This window comes from Pseudomonas sp. FP2294 (genome assembly GCF_030687625.1).
In the GTDB taxonomy this organism is placed as follows: domain Bacteria; phylum Pseudomonadota; class Gammaproteobacteria; order Pseudomonadales; family Pseudomonadaceae; genus Aquipseudomonas; species Aquipseudomonas shahriarae.
Genome location: NZ_CP117441.1, coordinates 1,489,362 through 1,515,653, shown reverse-complemented (window position 1 = coordinate 1,515,653; position 26,292 = coordinate 1,489,362). Strand labels below are relative to the sequence as shown.

At 60.8% G+C, this 26,292-nt stretch carries 21 protein-coding genes; 7 read left to right on the top strand and 14 right to left on the bottom strand.

Annotated features, from left to right (window positions below; genetic code table 11):
* Window positions 1-28: 28 nt before the first annotated feature.
* Window positions 29-1,375, bottom strand: a complete 1,347-nt coding sequence (locus PSH73_RS06765; protein ID WP_057441220.1) for a DEAD/DEAH box helicase — start codon at window positions 1,373-1,375, stop codon at window positions 29-31.
* A gap of 193 nt (window positions 1,376-1,568) precedes the next feature.
* Here PSH73_RS06765 and PSH73_RS06760 point away from each other — a divergent pair, with 193 nt between their 5' ends.
* Complete coding sequence (locus PSH73_RS06760) at window positions 1,569-2,867, top strand: mechanosensitive ion channel family protein (protein WP_169989936.1); 1,299 nt, start codon at window positions 1,569-1,571, stop codon at window positions 2,865-2,867.
* Window positions 2,868-2,987: 120 nt separating this feature from the next.
* On the opposite strand, the gene PSH73_RS06755 is transcribed toward PSH73_RS06760, so the two are convergent.
* The 3 genes from PSH73_RS06755 to PSH73_RS06745 all read right to left on the bottom strand — a co-directional run bounded on the left by PSH73_RS06755 (window position 2,988) and on the right by PSH73_RS06745 (window position 5,120).
* Entirely contained in the window at window positions 2,988-3,857 is an 870-nt protein-coding gene (locus PSH73_RS06755) for a carboxylate/amino acid/amine transporter (RefSeq protein ID WP_200660361.1), read from the bottom strand.
* A 203-nt stretch (window positions 3,858-4,060) separates the two neighbouring features.
* Window positions 4,061-4,660, bottom strand: a complete 600-nt coding sequence (locus tag PSH73_RS06750; protein ID WP_057444346.1) for an FMN-dependent NADH-azoreductase — start codon at window positions 4,658-4,660, stop codon at window positions 4,061-4,063.
* A 145-nt stretch (window positions 4,661-4,805) separates the two neighbouring features.
* Window positions 4,806-5,120: a hypothetical protein gene (locus PSH73_RS06745; protein ID WP_057441229.1), complete on the bottom strand. Its 315-nt coding sequence runs from the start codon at window positions 5,118-5,120 to the stop codon at window positions 4,806-4,808.
* A 49-nt stretch (window positions 5,121-5,169) separates the two neighbouring features.
* On the opposite strand from PSH73_RS06745, the gene PSH73_RS06740 reads away from it, so the two are divergent.
* From PSH73_RS06740 to aqpZ, 5 genes are all read left to right on the top strand, one after another.
* Window positions 5,170-6,093, top strand: coding sequence for a LysR family transcriptional regulator (locus tag PSH73_RS06740; RefSeq protein WP_057441231.1), 924 nt, complete (start codon window positions 5,170-5,172; stop codon window positions 6,091-6,093).
* A 14-nt stretch (window positions 6,094-6,107) separates the two neighbouring features.
* Window positions 6,108-6,911 (top strand): alpha/beta fold hydrolase, encoded by an 804-nt coding sequence (locus PSH73_RS06735; RefSeq protein WP_057958826.1) that lies wholly within the window; start codon window positions 6,108-6,110, stop codon window positions 6,909-6,911.
* Window positions 6,912-6,914: 3 nt separating this feature from the next.
* On the top strand, window positions 6,915-7,478 hold the full coding sequence (locus PSH73_RS06730; RefSeq protein ID WP_057441236.1) for a peptidylprolyl isomerase: 564 nt from the start codon (window positions 6,915-6,917) through the stop codon (window positions 7,476-7,478).
* An 83-nt stretch (window positions 7,479-7,561) separates the two neighbouring features.
* The gene (locus tag PSH73_RS06725; protein WP_169989935.1) at window positions 7,562-9,394 is read left to right on the top strand and encodes an ABC transporter ATP-binding protein; all 1,833 of its coding nucleotides are present in this window, start codon (window positions 7,562-7,564) and stop codon (window positions 9,392-9,394) included.
* A 164-nt stretch (window positions 9,395-9,558) separates the two neighbouring features.
* The gene (gene aqpZ / locus PSH73_RS06720; protein ID WP_057441240.1) at window positions 9,559-10,260 is read left to right on the top strand and encodes an aquaporin Z; all 702 of its coding nucleotides are present in this window, start codon (window positions 9,559-9,561) and stop codon (window positions 10,258-10,260) included.
* A gap of 101 nt (window positions 10,261-10,361) precedes the next feature.
* On the opposite strand, the gene PSH73_RS06715 is transcribed toward aqpZ, so the two are convergent.
* The 7 genes from PSH73_RS06715 to aceK form a co-directional block, all read right to left on the bottom strand.
* Entirely contained in the window at window positions 10,362-11,486 is a 1,125-nt protein-coding gene (locus PSH73_RS06715) for a GNAT family N-acetyltransferase (protein ID WP_120732170.1), read from the bottom strand.
* Between the two features lie 165 nt (window positions 11,487-11,651).
* Window positions 11,652-12,986: an OprO/OprP family phosphate-selective porin gene (locus tag PSH73_RS06710; protein WP_057441247.1), complete on the bottom strand. Its 1,335-nt coding sequence runs from the start codon at window positions 12,984-12,986 to the stop codon at window positions 11,652-11,654.
* A 336-nt stretch (window positions 12,987-13,322) separates the two neighbouring features.
* Entirely contained in the window at window positions 13,323-13,556 is a 234-nt protein-coding gene (locus PSH73_RS06705) for an anti-sigma factor (RefSeq protein ID WP_057441249.1), read from the bottom strand.
* The gene (locus PSH73_RS06700) at window positions 13,550-14,164 is read right to left on the bottom strand and encodes an RNA polymerase sigma factor (protein WP_057441254.1); all 615 of its coding nucleotides are present in this window, start codon (window positions 14,162-14,164) and stop codon (window positions 13,550-13,552) included. Before PSH73_RS06700 ends, PSH73_RS06705 begins: the two co-directional genes overlap by 7 nt.
* A 43-nt stretch (window positions 14,165-14,207) precedes the next feature.
* On the bottom strand, window positions 14,208-15,329 hold the full coding sequence (locus PSH73_RS06695; RefSeq protein ID WP_057958823.1) for a beta-ketoacyl-ACP synthase III: 1,122 nt from the start codon (window positions 15,327-15,329) through the stop codon (window positions 14,208-14,210).
* A 226-nt stretch (window positions 15,330-15,555) separates the two neighbouring features.
* The gene (gene hrpA / locus PSH73_RS06690) at window positions 15,556-19,467 is read right to left on the bottom strand and encodes an ATP-dependent RNA helicase HrpA (RefSeq protein WP_057958822.1); all 3,912 of its coding nucleotides are present in this window, start codon (window positions 19,465-19,467) and stop codon (window positions 15,556-15,558) included.
* Between the two features lie 207 nt (window positions 19,468-19,674).
* Complete coding sequence (gene aceK / locus PSH73_RS06685; RefSeq protein ID WP_057441325.1) at window positions 19,675-21,408, bottom strand: bifunctional isocitrate dehydrogenase kinase/phosphatase; 1,734 nt, start codon at window positions 21,406-21,408, stop codon at window positions 19,675-19,677.
* Window positions 21,409-21,634: 226 nt separating this feature from the next.
* Between aceK and PSH73_RS06680 the strand changes: the two genes are divergently transcribed.
* The gene (locus PSH73_RS06680) at window positions 21,635-22,531 is read left to right on the top strand and encodes a DMT family transporter (protein WP_120732165.1); all 897 of its coding nucleotides are present in this window, start codon (window positions 21,635-21,637) and stop codon (window positions 22,529-22,531) included.
* 30 nt (window positions 22,532-22,561) lie between these two features.
* Here PSH73_RS06680 and PSH73_RS06675 read toward each other — a convergent pair whose 3' ends face one another.
* The 3 genes from PSH73_RS06675 to cysK all read right to left on the bottom strand — a co-directional run bounded on the left by PSH73_RS06675 (window position 22,562) and on the right by cysK (window position 26,230).
* Window positions 22,562-23,422, bottom strand: coding sequence for a DMT family transporter (locus tag PSH73_RS06675; RefSeq protein ID WP_057958820.1), 861 nt, complete (start codon window positions 23,420-23,422; stop codon window positions 22,562-22,564).
* A gap of 689 nt (window positions 23,423-24,111) precedes the next feature.
* Entirely contained in the window at window positions 24,112-25,050 is a 939-nt protein-coding gene (locus tag PSH73_RS06670) for an aspartyl/asparaginyl beta-hydroxylase domain-containing protein (protein ID WP_057441260.1), read from the bottom strand.
* A gap of 205 nt (window positions 25,051-25,255) precedes the next feature.
* Window positions 25,256-26,230, bottom strand: a complete 975-nt coding sequence (gene cysK / locus PSH73_RS06665) for a cysteine synthase A (RefSeq protein WP_057958819.1) — start codon at window positions 26,228-26,230, stop codon at window positions 25,256-25,258.
* Window positions 26,231-26,292 lie beyond the last annotated feature (62 nt).

The following is a 26,292-nucleotide window of genomic DNA, read 5'->3' as shown; positions in this document are numbered from 1 at the left end:
TTGTCCGGTTTTTTAGTGCGCTGGCGTATTACTCGGCAGCCGGTGCTTCTGGCTTGCGGCGCTTGAGCGGCGCCATGCCGTCCTTGCTGACCAACGACAGGTTGTCGGTCTTCGGCCGGTTGGCGATCTTGCGCTTGGTCGGCGACTTGGCGCCGGTTTTCTTCTTGTCGCCCTTGGCGTCGACCTTTTTCTTCTTCACGCCCACGGCCTTGCCCGAAGCCTTGACCTTCTTCGGCCCGGTGTAGGTGCCTTTGACTTCCTTGATGGTGCGGCGCTCGAACGACTGCTTGAGGTAGCGCTCGATGCTCGACATCAGGTTCCAGTCGCCATGGCAGATCAGCGAGATGGCCAGGCCATCGTTGCCGGCACGCCCGGTACGGCCGATACGGTGCACATATTCGTCGCCGCTGCGCGGCATATCGAAGTTGATCACCATGTCCAGGCCTTCCACGTCCAGGCCGCGGGCGGCGACGTCGGTGGCTACCAGAATCTTCACGCCGCCCTGCTTGAGGCGGTCGATCGCCAGCTTGCGGTCCTTCTGGTCCTTCTCACCGTGCAACACAAACGCCTTGTACTCCTGCGCCACCAGGCGCCCGTAGATCCGGTCGGCCATGGCACGGGTGTTGGTGAACACGATGGCTTTCTGATAGGTCTCGTTGGCCAACAGCCAGTTGAGAATCTGCTCTTTATGCACATTGTGGTCAGCGGTGACGATCTGCTGGCGGGTGGTGGAGTTCAGGTCGCTGACGTTATTGACCTGCAGGTGCTCAGGGTTGTTCAGGACCTTGGCGACCATCTCGCGCAGGGTCGAGCCTCCGGTGGTAGCGGAGAACAGCATGGTCTGCTGGCGGTTGACGCACTCTTCGACGAGGCGCTGCACGTCGTCGGCAAAGCCCATGTCGAGCATGCGGTCGGCTTCGTCCAGCACCAGCACTTCGACTTCCTTGAGGTCCAGGTTGCCGGCGTTCAGTTGCTCGATCATCCGCCCAGGGGTGCCGATCAGGATATCCGGGACCTTGCGCAGCATGGCGGCCTGGACCTTGAAGTCTTCGCCCCCGGTGATCAGGCCGGACTTGATGAAGGTGAACTGCGAGAAGCGTTCCACTTCCTTCAAGGTCTGCTGGGCCAGCTCACGGGTAGGCAGCAGGATCAGGGTCTTGATGCTGACGCGGATCTTGGCCGGGCCGATCAGACGGTTGAGGATCGGCAGGACGAAAGCGGCGGTCTTGCCACTCCCGGTTTGAGCCGTCACCCGCAGGTCACGCCCTTCGAGCGCGAGCGGGATGGCCGCTGCTTGCACAGGCGTAGGCTCGACAAATTTAAGCTCGGCCACGGCTTTGAGCAGGCGTTCGTGCAGGGCGAATTGGGAAAACACGGGTGCTACCTCGAAGAAATACAAAAAATCAGCTGCATAGGGTAACGGTTTCGGGCGCTCAGGCCGAGTTTCTTTACGCGAAGTGGGCCAAACAGATGGTTTTTTGTCAGGTGATTTGTCTGCCTGCACAACTTTGCCGCACTTAAATGCTCTAATCGCCCCGTCATGTCTTACAGAAGAATCGCGTTAAACCATGGATATCAAACAGCTCTGGCTCAACGTCCAGGACCTCTGGGGTGCCCTGGACCAACATCCGCTACTGCATTCAAGCCTGGCTTTGCTGGTGCTGCTGGTGGTGGCCCTGCTGGTCGGACGGGTGGCACGCTACCTGATCCTGCATGCGGTCAAGTTGCTCGGCCGCCAACCTGCCCTGCATTGGCTCAATGACCTGCGCCATAACAAAGTCTTCCACCGCCTGGCCCAGATGACGCCGTCGCTGGTGATCCAGTTCGGCCTGCACCTGGTGCCGGAATTGAGCAAGACCAGCGCGCTGTTTATCGGCAACGTGGCGCTGGCGTTCACCATTCTGTTCCAGGTATTGGCCATGAGCGCCCTGCTCAACGCCCTGCTGGATATCTACGCACGCACCGAACATGCCCGCACGCGCTCGATCAAAGGCTATGTGCAACTGGCGAAAATGGTGCTGTTCGTGTTTGGCGCGATCATCATCGTTGCAACCTTGATCGACCGCTCGCCGCTGTTGCTGCTGTCGGGGCTGGGGGCGATGTCGGCGGTGATCCTGTTGGTGTACAAGGACACGCTGCTGTCATTTGTCGCCAGTGTGCAATTGACCAGCAACGACATGCTGCGGGTCGGCGACTGGATCGAAATGCCCCAGGTCGGCGCCGATGGCGATGTGGTGGACATCACCTTGCATACGGTCAAGGTGCAGAACTTCGACAAGACCATCGTCTCGATCCCCACCTGGCGCCTGATGTCCGAATCGTTCAAGAACTGGCGCGGCATGCAGGCCTCGGGCGGGCGGCGGATCAAGCGCAGCCTGTTTATCGACGCGGCCGGCGTGCGTTTCCTGCGTGATGATGAAGAAGTGCGGATGACCCAGGTCCACCTGCTGACCGACTACATCAGCCGCAAACAGGCAGAATTGAAGGCATGGAACGAAGCCCAGGGCCACAGCGCGCAGTTGTCGGCCAACCGCCGGCGCATGACCAACCTGGGCACCTTCCGCGCCTATGCCCTGGCTTATCTGAAGAGCCATCCGGATATCCAACCGAACATGACCTGCATGGTGCGCCAGATGCAGACCACCTCCCAGGGTGTGCCCCTGGAAATCTACTGCTTTACCCGCACCACGGCGTGGGCGGATTACGAGCGGATCCAGGGGGATATTTTTGACTACTTACTGGCGGTGCTGCCGGAGTTTGGCTTGAGCCTGTATCAGCAGCCGAGCGGTAATGACCTGCGGGCCGGAGTGCTGCCGGCGGTGTTGGGTGCCAGTCATTTGCCGGTGCCGGAGAAGGCTACGCTCTAACCAGGCGCGAAGCAGCGCCTGGTTAGAGCGGGCTTGCCCGCGATAGCGGTGGGTCAGTCAACACATCTGTTACTGATCGTCCGCTATCGCGGGCAAGCCCGCTCCCACCTTTGGGAACGATCATTGCCGGCAGAGTGGCGCCGGGCGAATCCCCAACCGGCTGATCCACACCGCAGCCACAATCACCGCCCCGCCCAGGAACAGGCGCCCCAGCGGCTCATGCTGGTTCCAGATCAGCAGATTGAGCAGCAGCCCCACCGGCACATGCAGGTTGTTCATCACCGCCAGGGTGCCGCCGTTGACCAGGCAGGCGCCCTTGTTCCACCAGTACAGACCCAAGGCTGTGCTGACCAGGCCCAGAAACAGCAACACACCCCACTGCAACGGGGCTTCAGGCAGGAAGTTGGCCTTGCCGAACAGCAGGAACGCCGGCAACACCACGGCCAATGCCCCCAGGTAGAAATAGCCAAAGCGCCGGTAGTGCGGCAGGTCGCTCGGGTGTCGTGCCACCAGGCGCCGGTACAGCACCTGCCCGGCGGCGTAGGTGAAGTTGGCCAGTTGCAGCAACAAAAAGCCCATGAAGAAGTCCGGGTTGATCTGGTCAAAGCGGATCACCGCCGCCCCCGCCACCGCCACCAGCGCGGCGATCAGCGCCCAGGGGTTGAAGCGCCGGTTCAACGCGTCTTCGATCAAGGTCACATGCAGCGGCGTGAGGATGGTGAACAGCAACACCTCCGGCACCGTCAACACGCGGAAGCTCAAATACAGACACACGTACGTCACGCCGAACTGCAACGCGCCGATCAGCAGCATGCCGCGCATGAACGCAGGCTCCACCAAGCGCCAGCGGGTCAGGGGGATAAACACCAGCCCGGCCAGCAGCACGCGCACCAGCACGGCGAAATAGCTGTCGACATGACCCGCCAGGTATTCGCCGATCAGGCTGAAGGAAAACGCCTGGATCAGCGTGACAATCAGTAAGTAGCCCATGTGCGCCTCATATTCGAATGGGCGCGACATTAGCGTCTTTCACGGCGGGGCGAAACTCGGCGCAAAAAAAACCCGACCTCGCTAAAGCGGCAGTCGGGCAGGAGCACTCAGGAGCAACAAGTGCAAAGGGAGGTTCGATACGCGTACTTGAAGGGTTGCGTGGAGCTATAAAAACACCGTGCGATTATCTGGCGATTAACGCGTCAGGCAACCTGTGCCAGCAGGGCCTTGGCGTGGTTCAAGCCCTTTTCCTGAAAGTCGCCCCCCAGGTTCACCCCTTCGGCGTGGATAAAGGTCACATCATGGATCCCGATAAAACCCATGACCTGGCGCAGATACGGTTCCTGGTGATCGCTGCTCGCGCCGGTGTGGATGCCACCACGGGCGGTCAGCACAAACGCGCGCTTGCCGGTCAACAGGCCCTGGGGTCCGGTGGCGGTGTACTTGAAAGTCACCCCGGCCCGCAACACATGGTCAAGCCAGGCCTTCAGGGTGCTGGGGATGGCGAAGTTGTACATCGGCGCGGCCATCACCAGCACATCGGCGGCCAGCAGTTCGTCGGTCAGGTGGTTGGAGCGCTCCAGGGACGCCTGCTCATCCACGCTGCGCTGCTCGGCCGGCTTCATCCAGCCGCCCAACAGGTTGGCGTCCAGGTGCGGCACTGGGTTGACGGCCAGGTCGCGCACGGTGATCTGATCGGCCGGATGGGCCGCCTGCCATTGGCTGATGAACTGTTGGGTCAGTTGGCGGGAAATAGAATCCTGCTGGCGGGCGCTGCTTTCGATGATCAGAACGTTAGACATGGCTTTGTAAGCTCCATCGGTAATTGCTGTAAGTCGATGGAGTGAAGGTTAAACAGAGCCCATTCGATAAAAAAGCGCAAAAAACTGCTATAACCCATCTATAAAGTTGTTTATAAGCGGGGCATGGCCAAGGCCCCGCAGCGAATTATTTGGGTTCGCAGGTCAGTTTGATCCGCATCTTGATAATCGCGCGGCTGAACTTGACCGTAGTGTTGGTGCTTTTCCCGGCAGGGACCGTGACCTTGCGCACCCGCGCTGGCTCCGGGCCATTGGTAAACGCGACCGTACACGCAGCGTCGTTGCTGCCGTAGTTACTGAGCTGGATGGAGCTGATATCACCGTCAACATCGGAAGCGTTGTAGTCGATGCTGACCCCCTTGATCGACTTTGACACGTCGATCGGATAGGCGAACGCGCTCAACGGCAACAGTGCCAGCAATACACAACAGAATTTTCTCATTCGGCAGTCTCCAATAAGGACCGCCAGCTTAGGACAAGAGGAGCTCATCTTGAAAGCGCCCCGCGTGACCCTTGATCAATGGCGCACGTTGCAAGCCGTGGTTGACCATGGCGGCTTCGCCCAGGCAGCCGAAGTGCTGCACCGCTCGCAATCCTCGGTGAGCTACACCGTGGCCCGCATGCAAGACCAGTTGGGCGTGCCTCTATTGCGCATCGACGGGCGCAAGGCCGTGCTCACCGAGGCCGGCGAGGTGCTGTTGCGCCGCTCCCGGCAACTGGTCAAAAACGCCAGCCAGTTGGAAGACCTGGCCCATCATATGGAACAAGGCTGGGAGGCCGAAGTACGCCTGGTGGTCGATGCCGCCTACCCCAACGCCCGCCTGGTGCGCGCCCTCACCGCCTTTATGCCGCAAAGCCGGGGCTGCCGCGTGCGCCTGCGCGAAGAAGTGCTGTCGGGTGTCGAGGAGCTGCTGATTGAAGGCGTGGCCGACCTGGCGATCAGCGGCTTCAGCATTCCCGGCTACCTGGGCACGGAAATGAGCGACGTGGAATTTGTCGCCGTGGCCCACCCTGAACACCCGTTGCACCGGCTCAACCGCGAACTGAGCTTCCAGGACCTGGAAAGCCAGATGCAGGTGGTGATCCGCGACTCCGGTCGCCAGCAACCGCGGGACGTCGGCTGGCTCGGCGCCGAGCAGCGCTGGACCGTGGGTAGCTTGGCCACCGCCGCCGCCTTCGTCGGCAGCGGCCTGGGGTTTGCCTGGCTGCCCCGGCACATGATCGAACGTGAGCTCAAGGAAGGCCTGCTCAAGCAACTGCCCCTGGAGCAAGGCGGCAGCCGCCACCCCACGTTCTACCTGTACTCGAACAAGGACAAGCCCCTGGGCCCGGCCACGCAGATTCTGGTCGAGCTGCTGCGCACCTTCGACACTGCACCGCTGGACGCACCCTTTGCCGCTCCCCGGCAAGCCTGACACGGAGTTCACCCATGGCCTATTTCGAACATGAAGGTTGCACCCTGCATTACGAGGAATATGGCCACGGCGTGCCACTGATCCTGATCCACGGCCTGGGCTCCAGTTGCCAGGATTGGGAACTGCAAATCCCCGTGTTGTCCCGGCATTACCGCCTGGTGCTGCTGGATGTGCGCGGTCACGGGCGCTCCGACAAACCCCGGGAGCGCTACAGCATCGCCGGCTTTACCGCAGACCTGGTGGCGTTGATCGAACACCTGCAACTGCCCGCTGCCCATGTGGTCGGCCTGTCGATGGGCGGGATGATCGCCTTTCAACTGGCGGTCGACCAACCGCAGTTGCTCAAAAGCCTGTGTATCGTCAACAGCGCGCCCGAGGTCAAGGTGCGCAGCGCCAATGACTATTGGCAATGGGCCAAGCGCTGGGGCCTGGCCCGCGTGCTCAGCTTGAATACCATCGGCAAGGCACTCGGCGACCGGTTGTTCCCCAAACCCGCACAGGCCGACCTGCGGCGCAAAATGCGCGAACGCTGGGCAAGAAACGACAAACGTGCTTACCTCGCCAGCTTCGATGCCATTGTGGGCTGGGGCGTACAGGAACGACTCTGCAGAATCGCCTGTCCAACCCTGGTCATCAGCGCCGACCACGACTACACCCCAGTGGCGCAAAAAGAAATCTATGTAAAACTGCTGCCTGATGCGCGGTTGGTGGTGATCGAGGATTCGCGTCACGCGACACCGCTGGACCAACCCGAAACCTTCAACACAACCCTGCTCGATTTTCTCAAGACAGTCGAAACCACTTCCCAGGATCACTGACCCATGCTGAAAAAAATCGCCGTTTTTGCCGGTTCTGTTCTGTTTGCTGCCAACCTGATGGCGGCCACGCCGGCCAAGGCACCACACGTATTGATCTCCACCACCAATGGCGACATCGAAATCGAACTGGATCCGGTCAAGGCGCCGATCAGTACCGAGAACTTCCTGTCCTACGTCGACAAGGGCTTCTACACCAACACCATTTTTCATCGGGTGATCCCGGGTTTTATGGTGCAAGGTGGCGGGTTCACCCAGCAGATGTCGCAAAAGCCTACTGAAGCGCCGATCAAGAACGAAGCCAGCAACGGCTTGCATAACGTGCGCGGCACCTTGTCCATGGCCCGCACCAGCAATCCGAACTCGGCCACCAGCCAGTTCTTTATCAACGTGGCCGACAACGCCTTCCTCGACCCAGGCCGCGATGCGGGCTACGCGGTGTTCGCCAAAGTGGTCAAGGGCATGGACGTGGTCGATATCATCGTCAACTCGCAAACCACTACCAAACAAGGCATGCAAAACGTGCCTATCGACCCTGTCCTGATCAAGTCGGCCAAGCGCATCGACTAAGGTTCACAGGGAGTTGCGCGCGCCGCCCACAAGGCCGCGCGCGTCTTTAACAAGGAGAGCCCGCCCGGCGGGCGTCAGACCTAATGCTCTATCGTCGTTTTGAACAACTGATCGACATCTTCCGCGACGCTCCCAGCGCGGCACCTCCGGATAAAGTCCTACCCTTCTACCTCTATTACCTGCGCCAGGTGTGGCCGTGTTTTGCCGCGCTGTTGGTGGTGGGCCTGATCGGCGCGCTGATTGAAGTGGCGCTGTTCAGCTACCTGAGCCGCATCATCGACCTGGCCCAAGGCACGCCGCCGGCCAACTTCTTCCAGATCCACGCCACCGAGTTGATCTGGATGGCCGTGGTTGCCTTGCTGCTGCGCCCGATCTTCGGTGCCCTGCACGATTTGCTGGTGCACCAGACCATCAGCCCCGGCATGACCAGCCTGATCCGCTGGCAGAACCACAGCTATGTGCTCAAGCAGAGCCTGAACTTCTTCCAGAACGACTTCGCCGGGCGTATTGCCCAGCGCATCATGCAGACCGGCAACTCGCTGCGCGACTCGGCCGTGGCCGCCGTCGATGCCATCTGGCACGTAGCAATCTACGCCATCAGCTCCCTGGTGCTGTTCGCCGAAGCCGACTGGCGCCTGATGATCCCGCTGGTCACCTGGATCATCGCCTACAGCCTGGCGCTGCGCTACTTCGTGCCACGGGTCAAGGAACGCTCGGTCATCTCGTCCGAGGCGCGCTCCAAATTGATGGGCCGCATCGTTGATGGCTACACCAATATCACCACCTTGAAGCTGTTCGCCCACACCCAGTCCGAACAGGAGTACGCCAAGGAAGCGATCATCGAGCAGACCGAAAAAACCCAGCTGGCCAGCCGCGTGGTCACCAGCATGGACGTGGTCATCACCACCATGAACGGCCTGCTGATCGTCACCACCACCGGCCTGGCCCTGTGGCTGTGGACGCAGTCGCTGATCTCGGTCGGTGCCATTGCCCTGGCCACCGGCCTGGTGATCCGCATCGTCAACATGTCCGGCTGGATCATGTGGGTGGTCAACGGCATTTTCGAGAACATCGGCATGGTCCAGGACGGCCTGAAAACCATCGCCCAACCGCTGGCGGTGATCGACCGCGAAAACGCCCCGCGCCTGAGCGTGCCCCACGGCGAAGTGCGCTTCGAACAGGTCGACTTCCACTATGGCAAGAGCAGCGGCATCATCGGTGGCCTGAACCTGGTCATCAACCCGGGGGAGAAGATCGGCCTGATTGGCCCGTCCGGTGCCGGCAAATCGACCCTGGTCAACCTGCTGCTGCGCCTCTACGACCTGCAAGGCGGACGCATCCTGATCGACGGCCAGAACATTGCCGAAGTGGCCCAGGAAAGCCTGCGCGAACGCATCGGCATGATTACCCAGGACACCTCGCTGCTGCACCGCTCGATCCGCGACAACTTGCTGTATGGCAAGCCCGATGCCACTGACCAAGAGCTCTGGGACGCGATCCGCAAGGCCCGCGCCGACGAATTTATCCCGCTGCTGTCGGACGCCGAGGGCCGGATTGGCCTGGATGCCCACGTCGGTGAGCGCGGGGTGAAACTCTCCGGCGGGCAACGCCAGCGCATCGCTATCGCCCGGGTCCTGCTCAAGGACGCACCGATCCTGATCATGGACGAAGCCACCTCGGCCCTGGACTCGGAAGTGGAAGCGGCCATCCAGGAAAGCCTGGAAACCCTGATGCAAGGCAAGACGGTGATCGCCATCGCTCACCGCCTGTCCACGATTGCCCGAATGGACAGGTTGGTGGTCCTGGAAAAAGGCCAGATCGCCGAGAGTGGCAGCCATGCCCAGTTGCTGGCACATGGCGGCCTGTACTCACGATTGTGGCAGCACCAGACCGGAGGTTTCGTAGGTATCGACTGATTTCGGACTACTAACGGCGCTATCAATTCCGAACAATTCTGACAGTTTTTTCTATCTTGCTGGCCGTGTATCACAATCCTGCTGTACTGCAATCAGGGTCCAGGAGGGCCCTGACATCAGACTGCAGGGAAGCATCACACCCGTTGATTTAGAAGGACGCGTTCATGTCTCTGTTCAGACGTTCCGTTACGGAAGGGTTGGGTACGTTTTGGCTGGTGTTGGGTGGCTGCGGGAGTGCCGTTCTGGCCGCAGCCTTCCCGGATGTCGGAATCGGCCTGTTGGGTGTATCGCTGGCCTTCGGGCTTACTGTGTTGACCATGGCATTTGCCATTGGCCATATCAGCGGCTGTCACCTCAACCCGGCGGTCACCGTGGGCTTGGTGGTCGGCGGCAGGTTTGCGGCCAAGGAGATGCCTGCGTATATCGTCGCGCAAGTCATTGGCGGCGTGGTGGCAGCGGCCTTGCTGTACTTCATTGCCAGCGGCAAACCGGGTTTCGAACTGGCGGCGGGGCTGGCATCCAATGGTTACGGTGAACATTCGCCGGGGGGCTATTCAATGGCGGCGGGGTTTGTCACTGAACTGGTGATGACCGCGATGTTCGTGCTGATCATCCTCGGCGCCACCGACCGTCGTGCGCCTGCTGGCCTGGCGCCCATCGCCATTGGCCTGGGGCTGACGCTGATCCACCTGATCTCCATTCCGGTCACCAACACCTCGGTCAACCCGGCCCGCAGCACCGGCCCTGCGCTGATTGTCGGCGGGTGGGCAATCCAGCAACTGTGGCTGTTCTGGCTGGCGCCGATCCTTGGCGCGGTGATCGGTGGCATCACCTACCGTTGGTTGGGCAAGGAAGAAAAGGCCTGATCCAACCGCATGCACCTTGTAGACGCTGGCTTGCCGGCGATAACGGACTCCCTGCCAGCACATCATGGGCAGATACACCGTCATCGCCGGCAAGCTGGCTCCTACACCTGTCGATAAGGCAACGCCAAACGCGCCTCCTCGGCATACGCCAGAATCCCCACCCGCTCGCGCTCCAGGAAATCCGCCACGGCGGTTTTCAAGCCTGGATGGCGCAAGTAGTGCCAGGAATGGGTAATCACCGGCTCAAACCCACGGATCAACTTGTGCTCGCCCTGGGCCCCGGCGTCGAAACGCTGCAGGCCATTGGCGATCGCGTAGTCCATGCCTTGATAGAAACAGGTCTCGAAATGCAGCCGGTCAAATTCGCCCAGGCAGCCCCAATAGCGGCCATATAGGCTGTCGCCCCCCACCAGGCTGAACGCCATGGCCACCGGCCGCGCCCCTTGCTTGGCCAGCACCACCCGTATCGCCTGCGGCATGCGCTCGGCCAGCAGGCTGAAAAACGCGCGAGTCAGGTACGGCGACTGCCGGCGCACGGCGTAGGTGTTGGCGTAGCAGGCGTAGACAAAATCCCACTGGGCCTCGCTCAGCTCATGGCCTTGCAGCCACTCGAACTCGATGCCCTGCCCCGCGACCTGTTCGCGCTCCTTGCGCATCTGTTTGCGTTTGCGCGAACTCAGGGCGTCGAGGAAGTCCTGGAAGTTGCGATAACTGCGGTTCTGCCAGTGGAACTGGCAACCCAGACGCGCAAGCCAACCGGGTTGCTGGCCCAGGGCAGCATCGGCCAGGGCATCGGTGAAGTTGATATGGGCACTGGAAAGGCCTTCGATTTCCAGGTAACCAGGCAGGCTCTGGAGCAACTCCAGGCCGTCCGCACCATTGGCCACCAGCAAGCGCGGCCCGCTGACCGGGCTGAAAGGCACTGCTGTCAGCAGTTTGGGGTAGTACTCGATGCCCGCGCGTGCGCAAGCGTCAGCCCAGCCATGGTCGAACACGTATTCGCCATAAGAGTGCCATTTGCGGTAGCTGGGCAGCGCCGCCACCAGCCGCTCTCCCTCGTAATGCAGCAAGTGCTCCGGCTGCCAGCCAGAATGCCGGCCAAGGCTGGCACTGTCTTCCAGCGCACTGAGGAAGGCATGGCGCAGAAACGGCTGATCCTCGGGGACCAACGCGTTCCATTCATCAGGCGATACTTCGGACAGGCTATTCAAACGTTTCAACGGCATGCCATTCCCCGACGGTAAACGCTCGCTCACAATATTCAGGCCATTCTGACAGAACCCGCCGCCCGCGCGGGCAGCAAAAAAAAACCCCGCCAATCGGCGGGGTAAAAAAGAGGATCGCGCTTTAACGGATGAAGAAAGAGCGCGTTGGAGCGGTATGACCGTTGCTTAGAACACGTACTGCACACGACCGACGATGGAATCACCGCTGTCATCGCCATTGGCGTTGGTGATCTTGTCGGTGCTGACCTTGCTGTAGTTCAGGGACAGCTTGACCGCTTCGTTGGCGTACCAGTTCACACCCAGGGTGTTGACGTTGGCCTTGGCATCGCCGGTTTCGCGGGTAGCGCTGCTGACGACGATGTTTTTGTCGTCAACCTTGATGTTGTCGTAGCGGTAGAACACTTCCCAGGCGCCGTACTGCTTGTTCTCAGGCTTGATGGCGTCGAACTTGCCGCCGTCGAGCTTGTAGGCACGGGATTCGCCGGTCAGGGTGTAGGCCAGTTGGCCGTAGAAACCGCTGGTTTTCACGTCCTGGTAGGCATTGCTGTCAGCTTTCATCTTGCGGCTCAGGGCTTCAGCCTGCACCGAGAATGGACCGCTGGCGAAGGCAAATTCACCCCCGAATACCGTGTCGGTATCGTAGGCGCCAACCGCCGTCAGGTTGCTGGCGTTCAGGCCCACACCACCGCCGAAAGTCGCGCGGTTGCCGTTGGAGCCGGCATCGTTACCACCGGTAGTTGCTACACCACGGGCGCCGAGACGCGGACGGATCCGCGAGTCGAAGGCGGCGTCGTTCAGGTCACGTGCCGCCAGGTTCAAGCCGAAGTGCAGGACGTTGCCGCCTTTGTTCATCGGTGCCAACACGATACGGCCGTTGAATTGCTTCACGCCCTTGCCGTCTTCGTCGTTGATGTCCTTGGAAGCCAGGCTGGCGGAGCCGTAGAACATATCAGCCGCAGTGCCGCTGACCTGGATGCCCATGCCGTTTTCGTGGGTGTTGACCCAGTCTGCAACCTCGTAAGCCGAGTTACGCTCCATGGCGGTGATCCACTTGGAGCTGGTGGCTTTTTCCAGACCGAAATCCGGGTCAAAGCGACCGACGCGGATGGTCACCGGCTTGAAGCCCACATAGGACATGGACGCTTCGTCGAAGTAACCGTCGTCGGAGTTACCCGAGTTGTGGGAGAAGTCGTAGTTGAGCTGGTATTTGAAATCCTTGTAGACGGTGCCACCCAGTTCCAGGAAGGCGCGACGGAAGTAAGCAGCGTCGCCCGAGTCACCGTTCTTGGTGTAGAAGCCGTCAAATGTGCCGTAATCGGCTTGCAAGCGACCACCCAGCTTGAAGCTGAAGTTCTGGTCGGTGGTAGCAACCTCAAGGCCGCCCTTGGTTTTGACAACGATATCGGCGCCGTCAGTAGTGACAGTACCAGCGAAAGCCTGGGCGGTAACGGCCAGGGCCAGGGCGCTGGCCGCGAAACCGGCGAAGTGCTTACGGATCATCGAAGAATTCCCCTAATTGGTGGTCTTTTGCGTTGGAAAACACACGGGTTCTGGCCCGCTGGTGTTGGGAGGGGATCTTGGCGAGGGGATATTTCAGACAAGTTGCCGCAAGATAAATATTTTATTACAGGGGAACTTTCTTACAACCACCGGGAATAAGCGCAACGCTACGGCCGGCGTGGGTTTGAGCAGAAAAAGTACGAGAAATGCCAGGTGAAAAAAAGGTGAAAAAAACTTACAAACCTGCAATGTTTTTCACCGAAAGGCTTTTCAACGACGTAAAAAAGCCCACGACAATGACGTCGCAGGCCTTGGGAAGCGCAGACAGCTCTAGGGTCAGGAGTTGCGTTTACGCTCCGAAGCCAGGCGTTCAGCCAACGCCTCGGCATCGCTCACCGGCGGTTCGGGCAGGAGGCGCAAGGTGGCCTGCATCAGGCGCATCTGGCGAATGAAGCGCCGGCAATTGGCACAAAACATCAAGTGATGGCGCATCAACAGGCGCTCACGAAAGGTCAGTTGCCCATCGAGAAAATCGCTGGAGCGCGCCACTTGTTCTTTGCAGGTCAACATTCGCCGGTTTCCTCGAAATGCTCCACCGTAGCGAAGACTTTAAGCCGCGCCCGGTGCAGCAGTACACGCACATTGGAGAGCGAGATCTGCAGAAGATTACAAATCTCCTCCAGCTCCAGCCCCTGGCGCTCGCGCAACAGCAGCACGCTGCTTTGCAGCTCGGAAAGGCTCAGTAAGGTGTGCTCCAGACACTCACGCAGCTCGTTTTCGGTGAGCAGCGCCTCGGGAGTGTCCTGGTGCCAGGCAAAGGGCGCGATCAGCCAATGCTCATCGCCGGCGGCAAAGCGCTCATCGCCGATGGTGCCATGGGGCGACGGCAGGTCGTCCAGCAACACCTCGCGACGGTTCTGCTTGTAGCGCCCCTTGGCCGAGTTGGCGGTGATGGTCAGCAGCCAGGTCTTGAGGCTGGAACGCCCCTCAAACCGGGCAAGGCTGCGCACCACCGAGAGCCAGGCGTCCTGCACCACCTCGTCGGCATGGCGCTGGCCAACGATGGCGTAGGCCACTGCACGCATCGCACTCTGGTAGGTGGTGACCAACTCCTTGTAGGCCTGCTGCTCACCCTTGAGCAGGCGTTCAAGCAGGTGCGCGTCGTCGGCTGCTGCCATTCAAAACCTCATTGTGCAAGACGTGACCGCAATTGCCTGGTTCTTAGCGCTTGCGCAGGATCACGCTGCCAATCGAATACCCGGCGCCAAACGAGCTGAGTACCGCCAGCGCGCCCTTGGGCAGGTCGTCCTGGTAGGTGTGGAACGCAATCACCGAACCTGCCGAACTGGTGTTGGCGTAGGTATCGAGAATCACCGGCGCTTCTTCGATCTCGGCTTCACGGCCCAGCAGCTTCTTGACGATCAGATGGTTCATGCTCAGGTTGGCCTGGTGCAGCCAGAAGCGTTTCACATCGGTAACGCTCAACTGGTTTTCCGTCAGGTGCTGGCCGATCAATTCGGCAACCATCGGGCAGACATCACGGAAGACTTTGCGGCCTTCTTGCACGAAAAGCTTGTCTGGTGCACCAATCCCCTCTTCCGCCGCGCGGTTGAGGAAGCCGAAATTGTTGCGAATGGTGTTGGAAAACTTGGTCAGCAACTTGGTGCTCACCACGTCGAACTGGTGCTCGGACGTCGCCAGGTCGGCACGCTCCAGAATCACCGCAGTCGCCGCGTCGCCAAAGATGAAGTGGCTGTCACGGTCACGGAAGTTCAGGTGGCCGGTGCAGATCTCCGGGTTGACCATCAGGATCGCACGGGCCTGGCCCAGCTGGATGCTGTTGCAGGCGTTCTGGATACCGAAAGTCGCCGAAGAACACGCCACGTTCATGTCAAAACCAAAACCCTGGATGCCCAGGGCTTCCTGGACTTCGATGGCAATGGCCGGATAGGCGCGTTGCAGGTTGGAGCAGGCGACGATCACCCCGTCGATATCGGCGGCGGTCTTGCCGGCACGCTGCAGGGCTTGCTCGGCGGCGCCCACGGCCATCTGGCAGAGGATCGACCACTCGTCGTTGGAGCGCTCCGGCAGGCGGGGGGTCATGCGCTTGGGGTCGAGGATGCCGTCCTTGTCCATGACAAAACGGCTCTTGATACCCGAAGCCTTTTCGATAAAGGCGGCGCTGGATTCGGTCAACGCCTGAACGTCGCCCTGCTCGATGGCCACGGCGTTGTCGGCATTGAACTGTTGAACGTAAGCATTGAAAGACTGCACCAGCTCTTCGTTGGAGATGCTGTTGGCCGGGGTGTACAGGCCTGTGCCGCTGATGACGACGTTATGCACGGTCGTTCCTCTAAATCTGTTCAGGCAGAAGGGATTGGTACCTTCGTACCAAACCGTAAGTCGCTCTAGTCCGCCGCGCGGACATCAAACGGGGAAACGCTTTGTCCCGGCGCGTCGAGGCTGATACAGCCAATCTAGACGATCCCGGCATTTATAGCGGCGAAGTTTGCCATAAACCGGGGGGTTTGGCGCCTGTCACGCGCACACCCGCCACCGGCACTACAGGTCAAGGTTCGACCTGGCTCCACTGTTTGCTCAAGCGCTTATCGGAAATCGGTGCCTTGGTGCCCAACTGCTGGGCAAACAACGACACCCGGTATTCCTCCAGCCACCAGCGGTAAAGCGCCAGCTGCGGATCGCGCTTGCCTTCCTGGGTGTGCTTGTTCAGGCGCGTCTGGTACTGGCTCCACAGACCACTCAACTCGCTGCTCCAGACCCGGTCCTTCTGCACTTGGCTGGGCAGTTTTTCCAGGCGTAGCTCGATGGCCTTGAGATAGCGCGGCAGTTCCTTGAACCACTGCGCCGGGGTCTCGCGCACAAAGCCCGGGTACACCAGGTTGCTTAGTTGCTGCTTGATATCGTTGAGTGCCACGGCCTGGGCCAGGTCGATCTTGCCCTTGAAACGTTTTTGCAGGCCATGCCACAGCTTCAATACTTCCAGGGTCAGGCGCGCCAGGCGTTCAGCGTGCTCGGTCCAGCTACCACGCTTGCGCTCGGCCAGGGCTGCCAGGCCCGCGCCATCCCGGGGCAGGCTGGCCTCGCCTTCCAGCACGCAGGTGTCGAGGCTGGCCAGCAAAATGTCTTCCACCAGGGCGTCGATACGTCCCAGCTCGCGGTACATCAGCCCCAGCTCGGTAAGGCCCGGCAGCTTGCCGCGCAGGAATTTTGCCGGCTCGGCCAATTGCTGCATCAACAAGCGCTGCAAGGCGCGGCGATGCTGGAACTCGGCTTCGGCGGCCGTGGAGAAACGTCCTTCCTTGACCGTGCCGTTTTCTTCTACCAGCGCCGGATACACCGTCATCGACAGGCCCGCAATCTTCTGCTGGGTAGTCTCGGCAACCGCCGCGAAGACCTTGGCCTCCACCGGCTGCTGGCTTTTGGCAGTTTGCGGCACTGCCAGGGCGGCCTGGCTGGCTTCGACAAACCGCGCAGTCAGCGCTGCCAGGTCGCGGCCCTCACCGAGGAACTTGCCCTGGGCATCGACCACTTCCAGGTTCATCTTCAGGTGGTTTTCCACCTGCTGCGCGGCTTCGCTCCAGGCTTCGTCGCTGACCCGCGCGCCGGTCATGCGCAACAGCTCACGCCCCAGCGCCTGGGGCAGCGAGCCCTGGGCAAATTCGATCCGTTGCAGCGCGGCCTTGACGAAGTCCGGCACCGGCACGAAGTTCTTGCGCAGGGCCTTGGGCAGGTTGCGCACCAGGGCAATGCACTTGGCTTCGATCAGCCCGGGCACCAGCCACTCCAGGCGCTCGGCGGGCAAGGCCGGCAACAGCGGTGCGGGCACGCGCAAGGTCACACCGTCGCGCGGGTGGTTGGGTTCAAAGTGATAACTCAAGGCCAGGGCCAGGTCGCCCAGGTGCAAGGTGTCAGGGTAATGGGCGGCGGTGACTTCACTGGCTTCGCGGGCCAGCACGTCTTCTTCGCGCATGATCAGCAGTTGCGGGTCTTTCTGGCTGGTGATCTTGTACCAACTGTCGAAGGTCGCCGTCTGGTGGATCTCTGCCGGCAGGCGCGCGTCGTAGAAGGCGTACAGGGTTTCTTCGTCAGCCAGGATATCGCGGCGCCGGGCCTTGGCTTCCAGTTCGTCCAATTGCTCCAGCAGCTGTTGATTGGCAGTCAGGCACTTGGCCCGGGACTGGATCTCGCCACGCACCAGGCCTTCGCGGATAAACAGCTCGCGGGACACCACGGGGTCCACCGGCCCGTAATGCACGGGCCGGCGCCCCACCACAATCAGGCCGAACAGGGTGATCTGTTCAAAGGCCACGACCTGGCCGCGCTTCTTCTCCCAGTGGGGTTCGAAGTGGTTTTTCTTGATCAGGTGCCCGGCCAATGGCTCGATCCAGTCGGCATCAATCTTGGCCACCATGCGCGCATACAGCTTGGTGGTCTCCACCAGTTCGGCGGTCATCAACCATTGCGGGCGCTTCTTGCCGATGCCCGATGACGGATGAATCCAGAAGCGCCGCTGGCGGGCGCCGAGGTAGTCGCCGTCTTCGGTTTTCTGGCCGATCTGGCTCAACAGGCCGGACAGCACCGCCTTGTGCAGTTTCGCGAAGTCCGCCGGTTCCTTGTTGACCGTCAACTGCATATCACGGCAGATCAGGCTCAACTGGCGATGGGAGTCGCGCCACTCACGCAGGCGCAGGTAATTGAGGAAGTTCTTGCGGCACCAGTTGCGCAGCGGGCTGGCGGTCAGTTCCTGGCGCTGCTCTTCAAAGCCGCGCCACAGATTGACCAGCCCGGCGAAGTCCGAATCGGGATCCTTCCATTGCGCGTGGGCCTGGTCGGCCGCTTGCTGGCGCTCCGGCGGGCGCTCGCGCGGGTCCTGGATCGACATGGCACTGGCGACGATCAGCACTTCCTGCAAACTGCCGAGCTTGGCCGCTTCCAACAGCATGCGGCCCATGCGCGGGTCCACCGGCAGGCGCGCCAGTTGCCGGCCCAGGGGTGTCAGCTGGCTGTTACGGTCCACCGCCGAGAGTTCCTGCAGCAGGTTGAAGCCATCGCTGATGGCCTTGCCATCCGGCGGCTCGATAAACGGGAAGTCGGTAATTTCACCCAGGCGCAGGTGCAGCATCTGCAGGATCACCGCCGCCAGGTTAGTGCGCAGGATCTCCGGGTCGGTAAATTCCGGGCGCCCGATAAAATCTTCTTCGCTGAACAGGCGCACGCAAATGCCCGGCTCGACCCGACCGCAGCGGCCCTTGCGCTGGTTGGCGCTGGCCTGGGAAATCGCCTCGATCGGCAGGCGCTGGACCTTGGCCCGGTAGCTGTAGCGGCTGATGCGTGCGGTGCCGCTGTCGATCACATAGCGGATGCCCGGCACGGTCAGCGAGGTTTCCGCGACGTTGGTTGCCAGCACCACGCGCCGCCCCGGATGGGACTGGAAAATACGCTGCTGCTCGGCCGGCGACAGGCGCGCGTACAACGGCAGGATTTCCGTGTGCTTGAGCTGGGCCTTGCGCAGCATATCGGCGGCATCGCGGATCTCGCGCTCACCGGGCAGGAACACCAGCACATCGCCTGGGCTCTTGCGCTCGCTGCGTTCAAAGGCGGCGATTTCATCAAGGGTGGCAAGGATCGCCTGGTCCACGGTCAAGTCGTCTTCGACGCGGTTGCCTTCCTCGTCCTGCTCCAGGGTCAGCGGGCGATACCAGGTTTCCACCGGGAACGTGCGCCCGGAGACCTCGACAATCGGCGCATCGTCGAAGTGCTTGGAAAAACGCTCCAGGTCGATGGTCGCCGAGGTGATGATGACTTTCAGGTCCGGGCGGCGTGGCAGCAGGGTCTTCAGGTAACCAAGCAGGAAGTCGATGTTCAGGCTGCGCTCGTGGGCTTCGTCGACGATGATTGTGTCGTAGCGCTCGAGGTATCGGTCGTTCTGGGTTTCGGCCAGCAGGATGCCGTCAGTCATCAGCTTGATCAGGGTGTTGGCGTCGCTCTGGTCCTCGAACCGCACCTGATAGCCCACCAGCGCCCCCAGCGGTGTGGCCAACTCTTCCGCGACCCGGCTCGCCACACTGCGCGCGGCGATCCGCCGGGGCTGGGTATGGCCGATCAAGCCGTACTGGCCGCGACCGATTTCCAGGCAGATCTTCGGCAACTGCGTGGTTTTACCCGAGCCGGTTTCGCCCGCGATGATCAGCACCTGATGCTTGAGCAACGCCGCCTTGATCTCGTCGCGCTTGGCGGCGATGGGCAGGCTGTCGTCATAGCGGACCTGCGGCACGCTGGCCGCGCGCGCCGTGACCTGGGCACAGGACGCCTGCATGCGCGCCACCCACTGCGCCAGCTTCTCCTCATCGGGCTTCTTGCGCAGCTCAAGCAACTGCCGACGCAAGCGGTGGCGGTCGGCGAGCATGGCGTGATCGAGGTTTTTCAGGAGTTGGTCGATAGCGGGCGCTTGGTCAGTCATCAGGTACTTTGAAGGTCGTCTATTTATGCACGGCCGGCAATTGTGGCAGAAAAGCGCACACAACGTTAAAGGCCGCGTAAATCACGCGTGGGAGCTGTCGAGCCCCGGCGAGGCTGCGATGACGGCGGCACGGCCAACATCAATGCTGCCAGGCCCAGCGCTATCGCAGCCTCGCCGGGGCTCGACAGCTCCCACAGGGTTTAGCCCCTATTCGTTATCCAGGCCCTTGCGCCGATACGGGAACACATCAATCACCTTCCCCGCCCGAATCGCCTCCTGCAGGCCTTTCCAGTAGTCGGCGTTGTACAACTCGCCGTGCAGCTCATCGAACAAACGCCGTTGCCCGGCATCGGCAAACAGAAATGGCGGGAACTCTTCGGGGAACACGTCCAGCGGGCCGATGGAGTACCAGGGCTCGGAGGCCATTTCATCTTCCGGGGTGCGCGGTGCCGGGATATGGCGGAAGTTGGCTTCGGTGAGGAAGCAGATCTCGTCGTAGTCGTAGAACACCACGCGACCATGACGGGTGACGCCAAAGTTTTTCAGCAGCATGTCGCCGGGAAAGATATTCGCCGCCGCCAATTGCTTGATGGCCAGGCCGTAGTCTTCGAGGGCTTCGCGCACCTGGGCCTCGTTGGCGTTCTCCAGGTAGAGGTTGAGCGGGGTCATGCGCCGCTCGGTCCAGCAGTGGCGAATCAGTACCGTGTCGCCTTCCACCTCGACTGTGCCGGCAGCCACTTCCAGCAATTCGGCCAGGCATTCAGGCTCGAATTTGCTCAAGGGGAAACGGAAGTCGGCAAACTCCTGGGTATCGGCCATGCGCCCGACCCGGTCGACACTTTTTACCAGGCGGTACTTCTCGATCACCGTGGCGCGGTTGACGTTTTTCGATGGCGAGAAACGGTCCTTGATGATTTTGAACACCGTGTTGAAACCCGGCAGGGTGAACACGCTCATGACCATCCCGCGCACGCCCGGGGCCATGATGAACTGGTCATCGGTGCTGGCCAGGTGGTTGATCAGCGCCCGGTAGAACTCCGACTTGCCGTGTTTGTAGAAGCCGATGGAGGTGTACAACTCGGCGATGTGCTTGCCCGGCAGGATGCGTTTGAGAAAGCCGATGAATTCCGCCGGCACCGGCACATCCACCATGAAATAGGAGCGGGTGAACGAGAAGATGATCGACACATCGGCTTCATCGGTGATCAACGCGTCGATGCGGATACCCTGCCCTTCGCGGTGCAGCAGCGGAATCACCAGCGGCCACTGTTCATCGCGGGTGTAGAGGCGGCCCACCAGGTACGCGCCCTTGTTGCGATAGAGCACCGAGGAAAACAGCTCGACGTTGAGGTCCGGATCCTTGCACACCCAGTCCGGCAGGTTCTCGCGCAGTTGTGCTTCCAGGCGCTGCAGGTCGGCAGGCAGGTCGGCGTAGGGCTCGCTAAAGCGGTAGTCGCTGAAGATCTGCTCGAGCATGCCCGCCAGTTGGCCCTGGGGCTTGTAGGTACGGGTTTGCGCAGCACGGGCGCGGCGCAGGCTCGGGCGGGTGGTATGGATGAACATGCAGCCGTCGCTGATCAGGTCGTGGCTGAACAGCCCGCAAAAGATCGAGTTGTACCAGGTCTCGGACAGCTCATCGTCAAACCGCAGGTCGATCAGGCTGATATAGGCACTCTTGACCAGGGGCCAGGACTGGATGTCCAGCAGCGCGCCCTCGTCGAAGGTAGCCCGCAAACGCGTGGTGACTTCGCCGACCTTCTCTTCATACAGGTTGATCCGCGCCGCCGAGGCCGTTTGCGCCTCTTGCCACTGGGCCTTTTCAAAACGCTCACGGGCGCCGTCGGTGATCTGGCGAAAGTGTTCGCGGTAATCGTCGAAGCCATCGAGGATCATCTGGGCGATGGACTGCGCGGTGTCGATGGCAGACGTTTGCTGCGGCATGTCGGAGACCTCTGCGGGCATTCGGAAGACCTGAGATTAGCCAGTGTCCGCAGCCAGGAGAAGTACAATTTTTGCTGGGAGCTGTGTCCCGGATAGAGGGGCTTCAAACCCTGGCCGTGCACCTCAGTGGCTGGGTGACGCGCTTTATTGTGCAGTGGATACGTAAAAGATTGTGTCAGGCAGGCCCCTGGGCAACACTCTCGCCCTGGTTAAGAAGGAGTTGTCCGTGAGACCTGTCGACACCCTGTACCTGCTGGTACTGGCCGCCATCTGGGGCGCGAGCTTTTTGTTCATGCGAATCATCGCACCGGAAATCGGTACGCTGCCCACGGCGTTTTTCCGCGTTTCGATAGCCGCCGCCGGCCTGCTGGTGATCCTGGCCCTGCTGCGGGTGCGCTGGGACTTCCAGGGCAAGTTCAAGACCGTGCTGTTGCTGGGGGTGATCAACTCGGGGATCCCCGCCACGATGTATTCGGTGGCGGCCCAGGTCTTGCCGGCGGGTTACTCGGCGATTTTCAATGCGACGACGCCGTTGATGGGGGTGTTGATTGGCGGGCTGTTTTTCCATGAACGGCTGACCCCCTCGAAGATCGCCGGGGTGTGCCTGGGGCTGTTCGGCGTAGGCATCCTGACGCGGGCCGGGCCGGTGGCATTTGACCTGGAACTGCTGATGGGCGCCCTCGCCTGCCTGTTGGCCACCACCTGCTACGGCTTCGCCGGCTTCCTGGCGCGCCGCTGGCTGGATCAACAGGGTGGCCTGGACAGCCGTCTTTCAGCACTGGGCAGCATGCTCGGCGCCACATTGTTTCTCTTACCCTGGTTTGGCTGGAACGCCATCAGCCATCCGCCGGCCAGCTGGGGCGGCTGGAATGTGTGGTTGTCGTTGCTGGGCCTGGGACTGCTGTGTACGGCGTTCGCCTACATCTTGTACTTCCGTTTGCTGACCTCCATCGGGCCAGTGAAGTCGATGACGGTCACCTTCATGATTCCGCCATTCGGCGTGTTGTGGGGGGCGTTGCTGCTGGATGAGCCATTGTCCATGGCGCACCTGTACGGCGGGATGTTGATCGCGGGGGCATTGTGGCTGGTGCTGCGGCCGGGGAAATTGATCAAAGCTGTGTAGGAGCCGGCTTTCGGCTCCTACACAGGGGTATCACGCTTTACGGAAGACGAATACCAACCCAATGATGATCAAACCCATCCCCAGCACGCTCAGCACTGCCAGCCGATTGCCGAAGATCAGGTAGTCCATCACCGCAGTGACTGCCGGCACCAGGTAGAACAGGCTGGTGACATTCACCAGGTTACCCCGTGCAATCAGGCGGTATAGCAGCAGCGTCGCCAACACAGACACCACCAGCCCCATCCACAGCACCGGCAGGTAGAAGCCGCTGTTGTGCTCGAAAGCAAAGGGCTGGAACGGCACGAACACTGCGCACAGCAACAAGCCCGCCAGGTACTGCACCGGCAAGGTGCCCAATGGGTTATCGGTGATGCGCTTCTGCATGATCGAGCCCAGGGTCATGCTCGCCAGCGCCAGCAAACCAAACAGCATGCCGGCCAGGGACATGCCGGCCAGACCGATGCCCTGGTACACCACCATGATCAGGCCCGCCAGGCCCAACGCCAGGCCGAACATCCGGCGCCATGAACGCTGGCGCTCCATCAGCACCACGGTGAGGATCGGTTGCACACCCATGATGGTCGCCATCACGCCGGGGGTGACCTTCAGGTCCAGGGCCAGCAGATAAAAAATCTGATAGGCCCCCAGTAGCACCAGCCCGGTGGCCGCCGCATACCACAGCGGTTTGCCCGCGCGCGGCAACTGCAGCTTGAGGATCGGCACCAGCAGCACCAGGCCCGCCAGGGCAATGGCAAAGCGAATCAACAGGAAGGCAAAGGGTGACGCATGGGCCAGGCCCAACTTGGAGAAAATCGCCCCGCTGCTCCACAGCAGGACAAACAGGCTCGTCGAGGCCGCCGCGGCCACGGATTGTTTCGAAATAACAGACATAAGAACACCTGTAGTCAGGCAAAAAGCCAACTCAGCCAAGGCTGAAATTCAGTAGGTTCGGTACAGGCGGGCAACGGGGAACAGCAGTTTGCTGATCAGCCCGAAACGCCAACGCCCGGCGGTGATACGACTGCGTACACCGGCGTGCTACTGACAGGTGGGGGGTAATGACTGATCTGCACAGGCTGCTGATTCCCGCACGGCACGACCGCAGCGTTGACCGCTGAATCGACTACCGCTATGCGTGGGGATGCAGGCATGGGCTGATCTTTTTTGAAGGGATGAAAGGTGCTGCGAAACACCTGGCGCCGACTATAACCAGCCGGCGACACGCTTTGCAATGGCTTTGCCAAAAGGCCAGTAAGGACACGTTGAGAAACCACCTCTAGCCTTGGGAAAAACCAACGCACTCCACTTAAGGAGACTTTCGACTCATGACCGCCAATGCCAAAAACACGCGGCGCCTTGCGATACCAGCTCTACCGATCCAAAGCCTTACGCCTTGCTAATGCATCGACGCATCTCCCCTCTATCAAAACCTGGGCTTTGACTTCGATTCACGGGGCAGGCTTGTGATAGCGGTAGAGAACCAATAGCTTCGAAAACATGTTCAATTAATGATCAATTGTGGAGGCTGCATGGGAGAACGTATAAAAAAACCGCTCATACGAGCGGTTTTTTTGAACCCATCAGCCAAATAACCAATACACCAACGCCACAACCACCACCGCCGCCAACACCGGCCGCATGATGCGATAGGCTTTGGGATGCTTGCGCTTCCACTGCTTGACCACCCCACTGAAGCGATCGCTGAAGCTCTTGCTCCAGGCGTAGGCCTGGTTGATCCCGCCCACACGCTCGTCATCCAGGTTCTGTGGCGCGGTTGCACGGCCTAGCTGGGCACTGACCCAACGGTTGATGCGGGTCATCAGCCGGTTGCTCAGTGGTCGCTCGATATCACAGAACAGAATCACCCGGGTCTTCTCGGTTTCGTTCTTTACCCAGTGCACGTAGGTTTCGTCGAACATCACGTCTTCGCCATCACGCCAGGCGTAGATCTGGCCATCGACGAAAATGCGGCAGTCGTCGGAATTGGGTGTCGACAACCCCAAGTGATAGCGCAGGGAGCCGGCGAACGGATCGCGATGGGGGTTGAGGTGGCTGCCACCGGGCAACAGCGCAAACATGGCGCCCTTGACGTTGGGGATGCTGCTGACCAGGGCCACGGTTTTCGGGCACAGCAGCTCGGCCGACGGCAGCGGTTTGTCGTACCACTTGAGGTAGAAGCGCTTCCAGCCTTTCTTGAAGAACGAGCCAAAACCGGCATCGTTGTTCTTCTCGGCGGCGCGGATATAGCCTTCGTCGAACAGGTGCATGGCCTCGTCGCGAATCACTTCCCAGTTGTCCTTGAGCACATCCAGCTCGGGGAACTTGCTGCGGTCCAGGTAGGGCTTGGACGGCACCGCCGAGAAGATGTACATCAAAGCGTTGTACGGGGCGAACAACGCCGAATGGTTGACGAACTGGCGCAGCACCGGCAAACGTGCCTTGCCGCGCAAATGCACGTACAGCGTACTGCCGATAAACAGCAACAGCACCGACAGCTTGGCGGCCAAAGAAAAGGTCATGCAGCAACTCCTGGAAATAGCCTCCCGGCAGCGGGAAACCAGACATAGCAGCCGGCCATGATAAACACTCCGGGCCGGAGGAAAAACCCGCGTTATCCAACAATCCGTTTTAAGGGGCCCGCGGCGAGCAATCAATTATGCATATGAGGCATAAAACCGGGCTGATATGGATCAACCCGATTTCGGTACACCGACACCTGCAACGTCAGGCCTGGTTTTCCTGATCGGTGAACAGATCGCTGAACAGCATGCTCGACAGGTAGCGCTCACCGGAGTCCGGCAGGATCACCACGATGGTCTTGCCCTGCATTTCCGGTTTTTCGGCCAGACGCACCGCCACCGCCATGGCCGCGCCACAGGAAATCCCGCACAGGATGCCTTCCTCCTGCATCAACCGCAGGGCCATGGCCTTGGATTCATCGTCACTGACCAGCTCCACCCGGTCCACCATCGACAGATCAAGGTTCTTCGGCACAAAACCCGCGCCAATCCCCTGGATCTTGTGGGGGCTGGGCTTGATCTCTTCGCCAGCCAACGCCTGGGTAATCACCGGCGAGCTGATGGGCTCCACCGCCACCGAGAGGATCGGCTTGCCTGCAGTGTTCTTGATGTAGCGCGATACACCCGTGAGGGTCCCGCCCGTGCCAACGCCTGCCACCAGCACATCCACCGCGCCATCGGTGTCGTTCCAGATTTCCGGGCCGGTGGTTTTTTCGTGGATGGCCGGGTTGGCCGGGTTGTCGAACTGGGCCGGCATGAAATAGGTCGCAGGGTCGCTGGCAAGGATTTCACTGGCTTTCTCGATGGCGCCTTTCATGCCCTTGGCCGGCTCGGTCAGCACCAGTTCGGCACCCAGGGCCTTGAGCACCTTGCGCCGTTCGATACTCATGGACGCGGGCATGGTCAGCAACAATTTGTAGCCACGGGCCGCGGCGACAAAGGCCAGGCCAATCCCAGTGTTGCCTGAGGTCGGCTCGACGATGGTCATGCCCGGCTTGAGTTTGCCGCTGCTTTCCGCGTCCCAGATCATGTTCGCGCCGATCCGGCACTTCACCGAATACCCAGGGTTACGCCCTTCGATCTTGGCCAGGATGGTCACGCCACGGGGCGCGATACGGTTGATCTGAACCAGGGGCGTGTTACCGATGGAGTGCGCGTTGTCTGCAAAAATGCGGCTCATGGCGGGGTCCTTTAGGCGGTTTTCAGGAAGGCAACAAGGGTATGCCTCGTACTCCAAGGCGT

Excerpts from the sequence above, each read along its gene's own strand:
- PSH73_RS06760 (WP_169989936.1), top strand. The coding sequence starts at position 1,569 with ATGGATATCAAACAGCTCTGGCTCAACGTCCAGGACCTCTGGGGTGCC.
- PSH73_RS06755 (WP_200660361.1), bottom strand. The coding sequence starts at position 3,857 with ATGGGCTACTTACTGATTGTCACGCTGATCCAGGCGTTTTCCTTCAGC.
- PSH73_RS06750 (WP_057444346.1), bottom strand. The coding sequence starts at position 4,660 with ATGTCTAACGTTCTGATCATCGAAAGCAGCGCCCGCCAGCAGGATTCT.
- PSH73_RS06745 (WP_057441229.1), bottom strand. The coding sequence starts at position 5,120 with ATGAGAAAATTCTGTTGTGTATTGCTGGCACTGTTGCCGTTGAGCGCG.
- PSH73_RS06735 (WP_057958826.1), top strand. The coding sequence starts at position 6,108 with ATGGCCTATTTCGAACATGAAGGTTGCACCCTGCATTACGAGGAATAT.
- PSH73_RS06730 (WP_057441236.1), top strand. The coding sequence starts at position 6,915 with ATGCTGAAAAAAATCGCCGTTTTTGCCGGTTCTGTTCTGTTTGCTGCC.
- PSH73_RS06725 (WP_169989935.1), top strand. The coding sequence starts at position 7,562 with ATGCTCTATCGTCGTTTTGAACAACTGATCGACATCTTCCGCGACGCT.
- aqpZ (WP_057441240.1), top strand. The coding sequence starts at position 9,559 with ATGTCTCTGTTCAGACGTTCCGTTACGGAAGGGTTGGGTACGTTTTGG.
- PSH73_RS06715 (WP_120732170.1), bottom strand. The coding sequence starts at position 11,486 with ATGCCGTTGAAACGTTTGAATAGCCTGTCCGAAGTATCGCCTGATGAA.
- PSH73_RS06710 (WP_057441247.1), bottom strand. The coding sequence starts at position 12,986 with ATGATCCGTAAGCACTTCGCCGGTTTCGCGGCCAGCGCCCTGGCCCTG.
- PSH73_RS06705 (WP_057441249.1), bottom strand. The coding sequence starts at position 13,556 with ATGTTGACCTGCAAAGAACAAGTGGCGCGCTCCAGCGATTTTCTCGAT.
- PSH73_RS06700 (WP_057441254.1), bottom strand. The coding sequence starts at position 14,164 with ATGGCAGCAGCCGACGACGCGCACCTGCTTGAACGCCTGCTCAAGGGT.
- hrpA (WP_057958822.1), bottom strand. The coding sequence starts at position 19,467 with ATGACTGACCAAGCGCCCGCTATCGACCAACTCCTGAAAAACCTCGAT.
- aceK (WP_057441325.1), bottom strand. The coding sequence starts at position 21,408 with ATGCCGCAGCAAACGTCTGCCATCGACACCGCGCAGTCCATCGCCCAG.
- PSH73_RS06675 (WP_057958820.1), bottom strand. The coding sequence starts at position 23,422 with ATGTCTGTTATTTCGAAACAATCCGTGGCCGCGGCGGCCTCGACGAGC.
- PSH73_RS06670 (WP_057441260.1), bottom strand. The coding sequence starts at position 25,050 with ATGACCTTTTCTTTGGCCGCCAAGCTGTCGGTGCTGTTGCTGTTTATC.
- cysK (WP_057958819.1), bottom strand. The coding sequence starts at position 26,230 with ATGAGCCGCATTTTTGCAGACAACGCGCACTCCATCGGTAACACGCCC.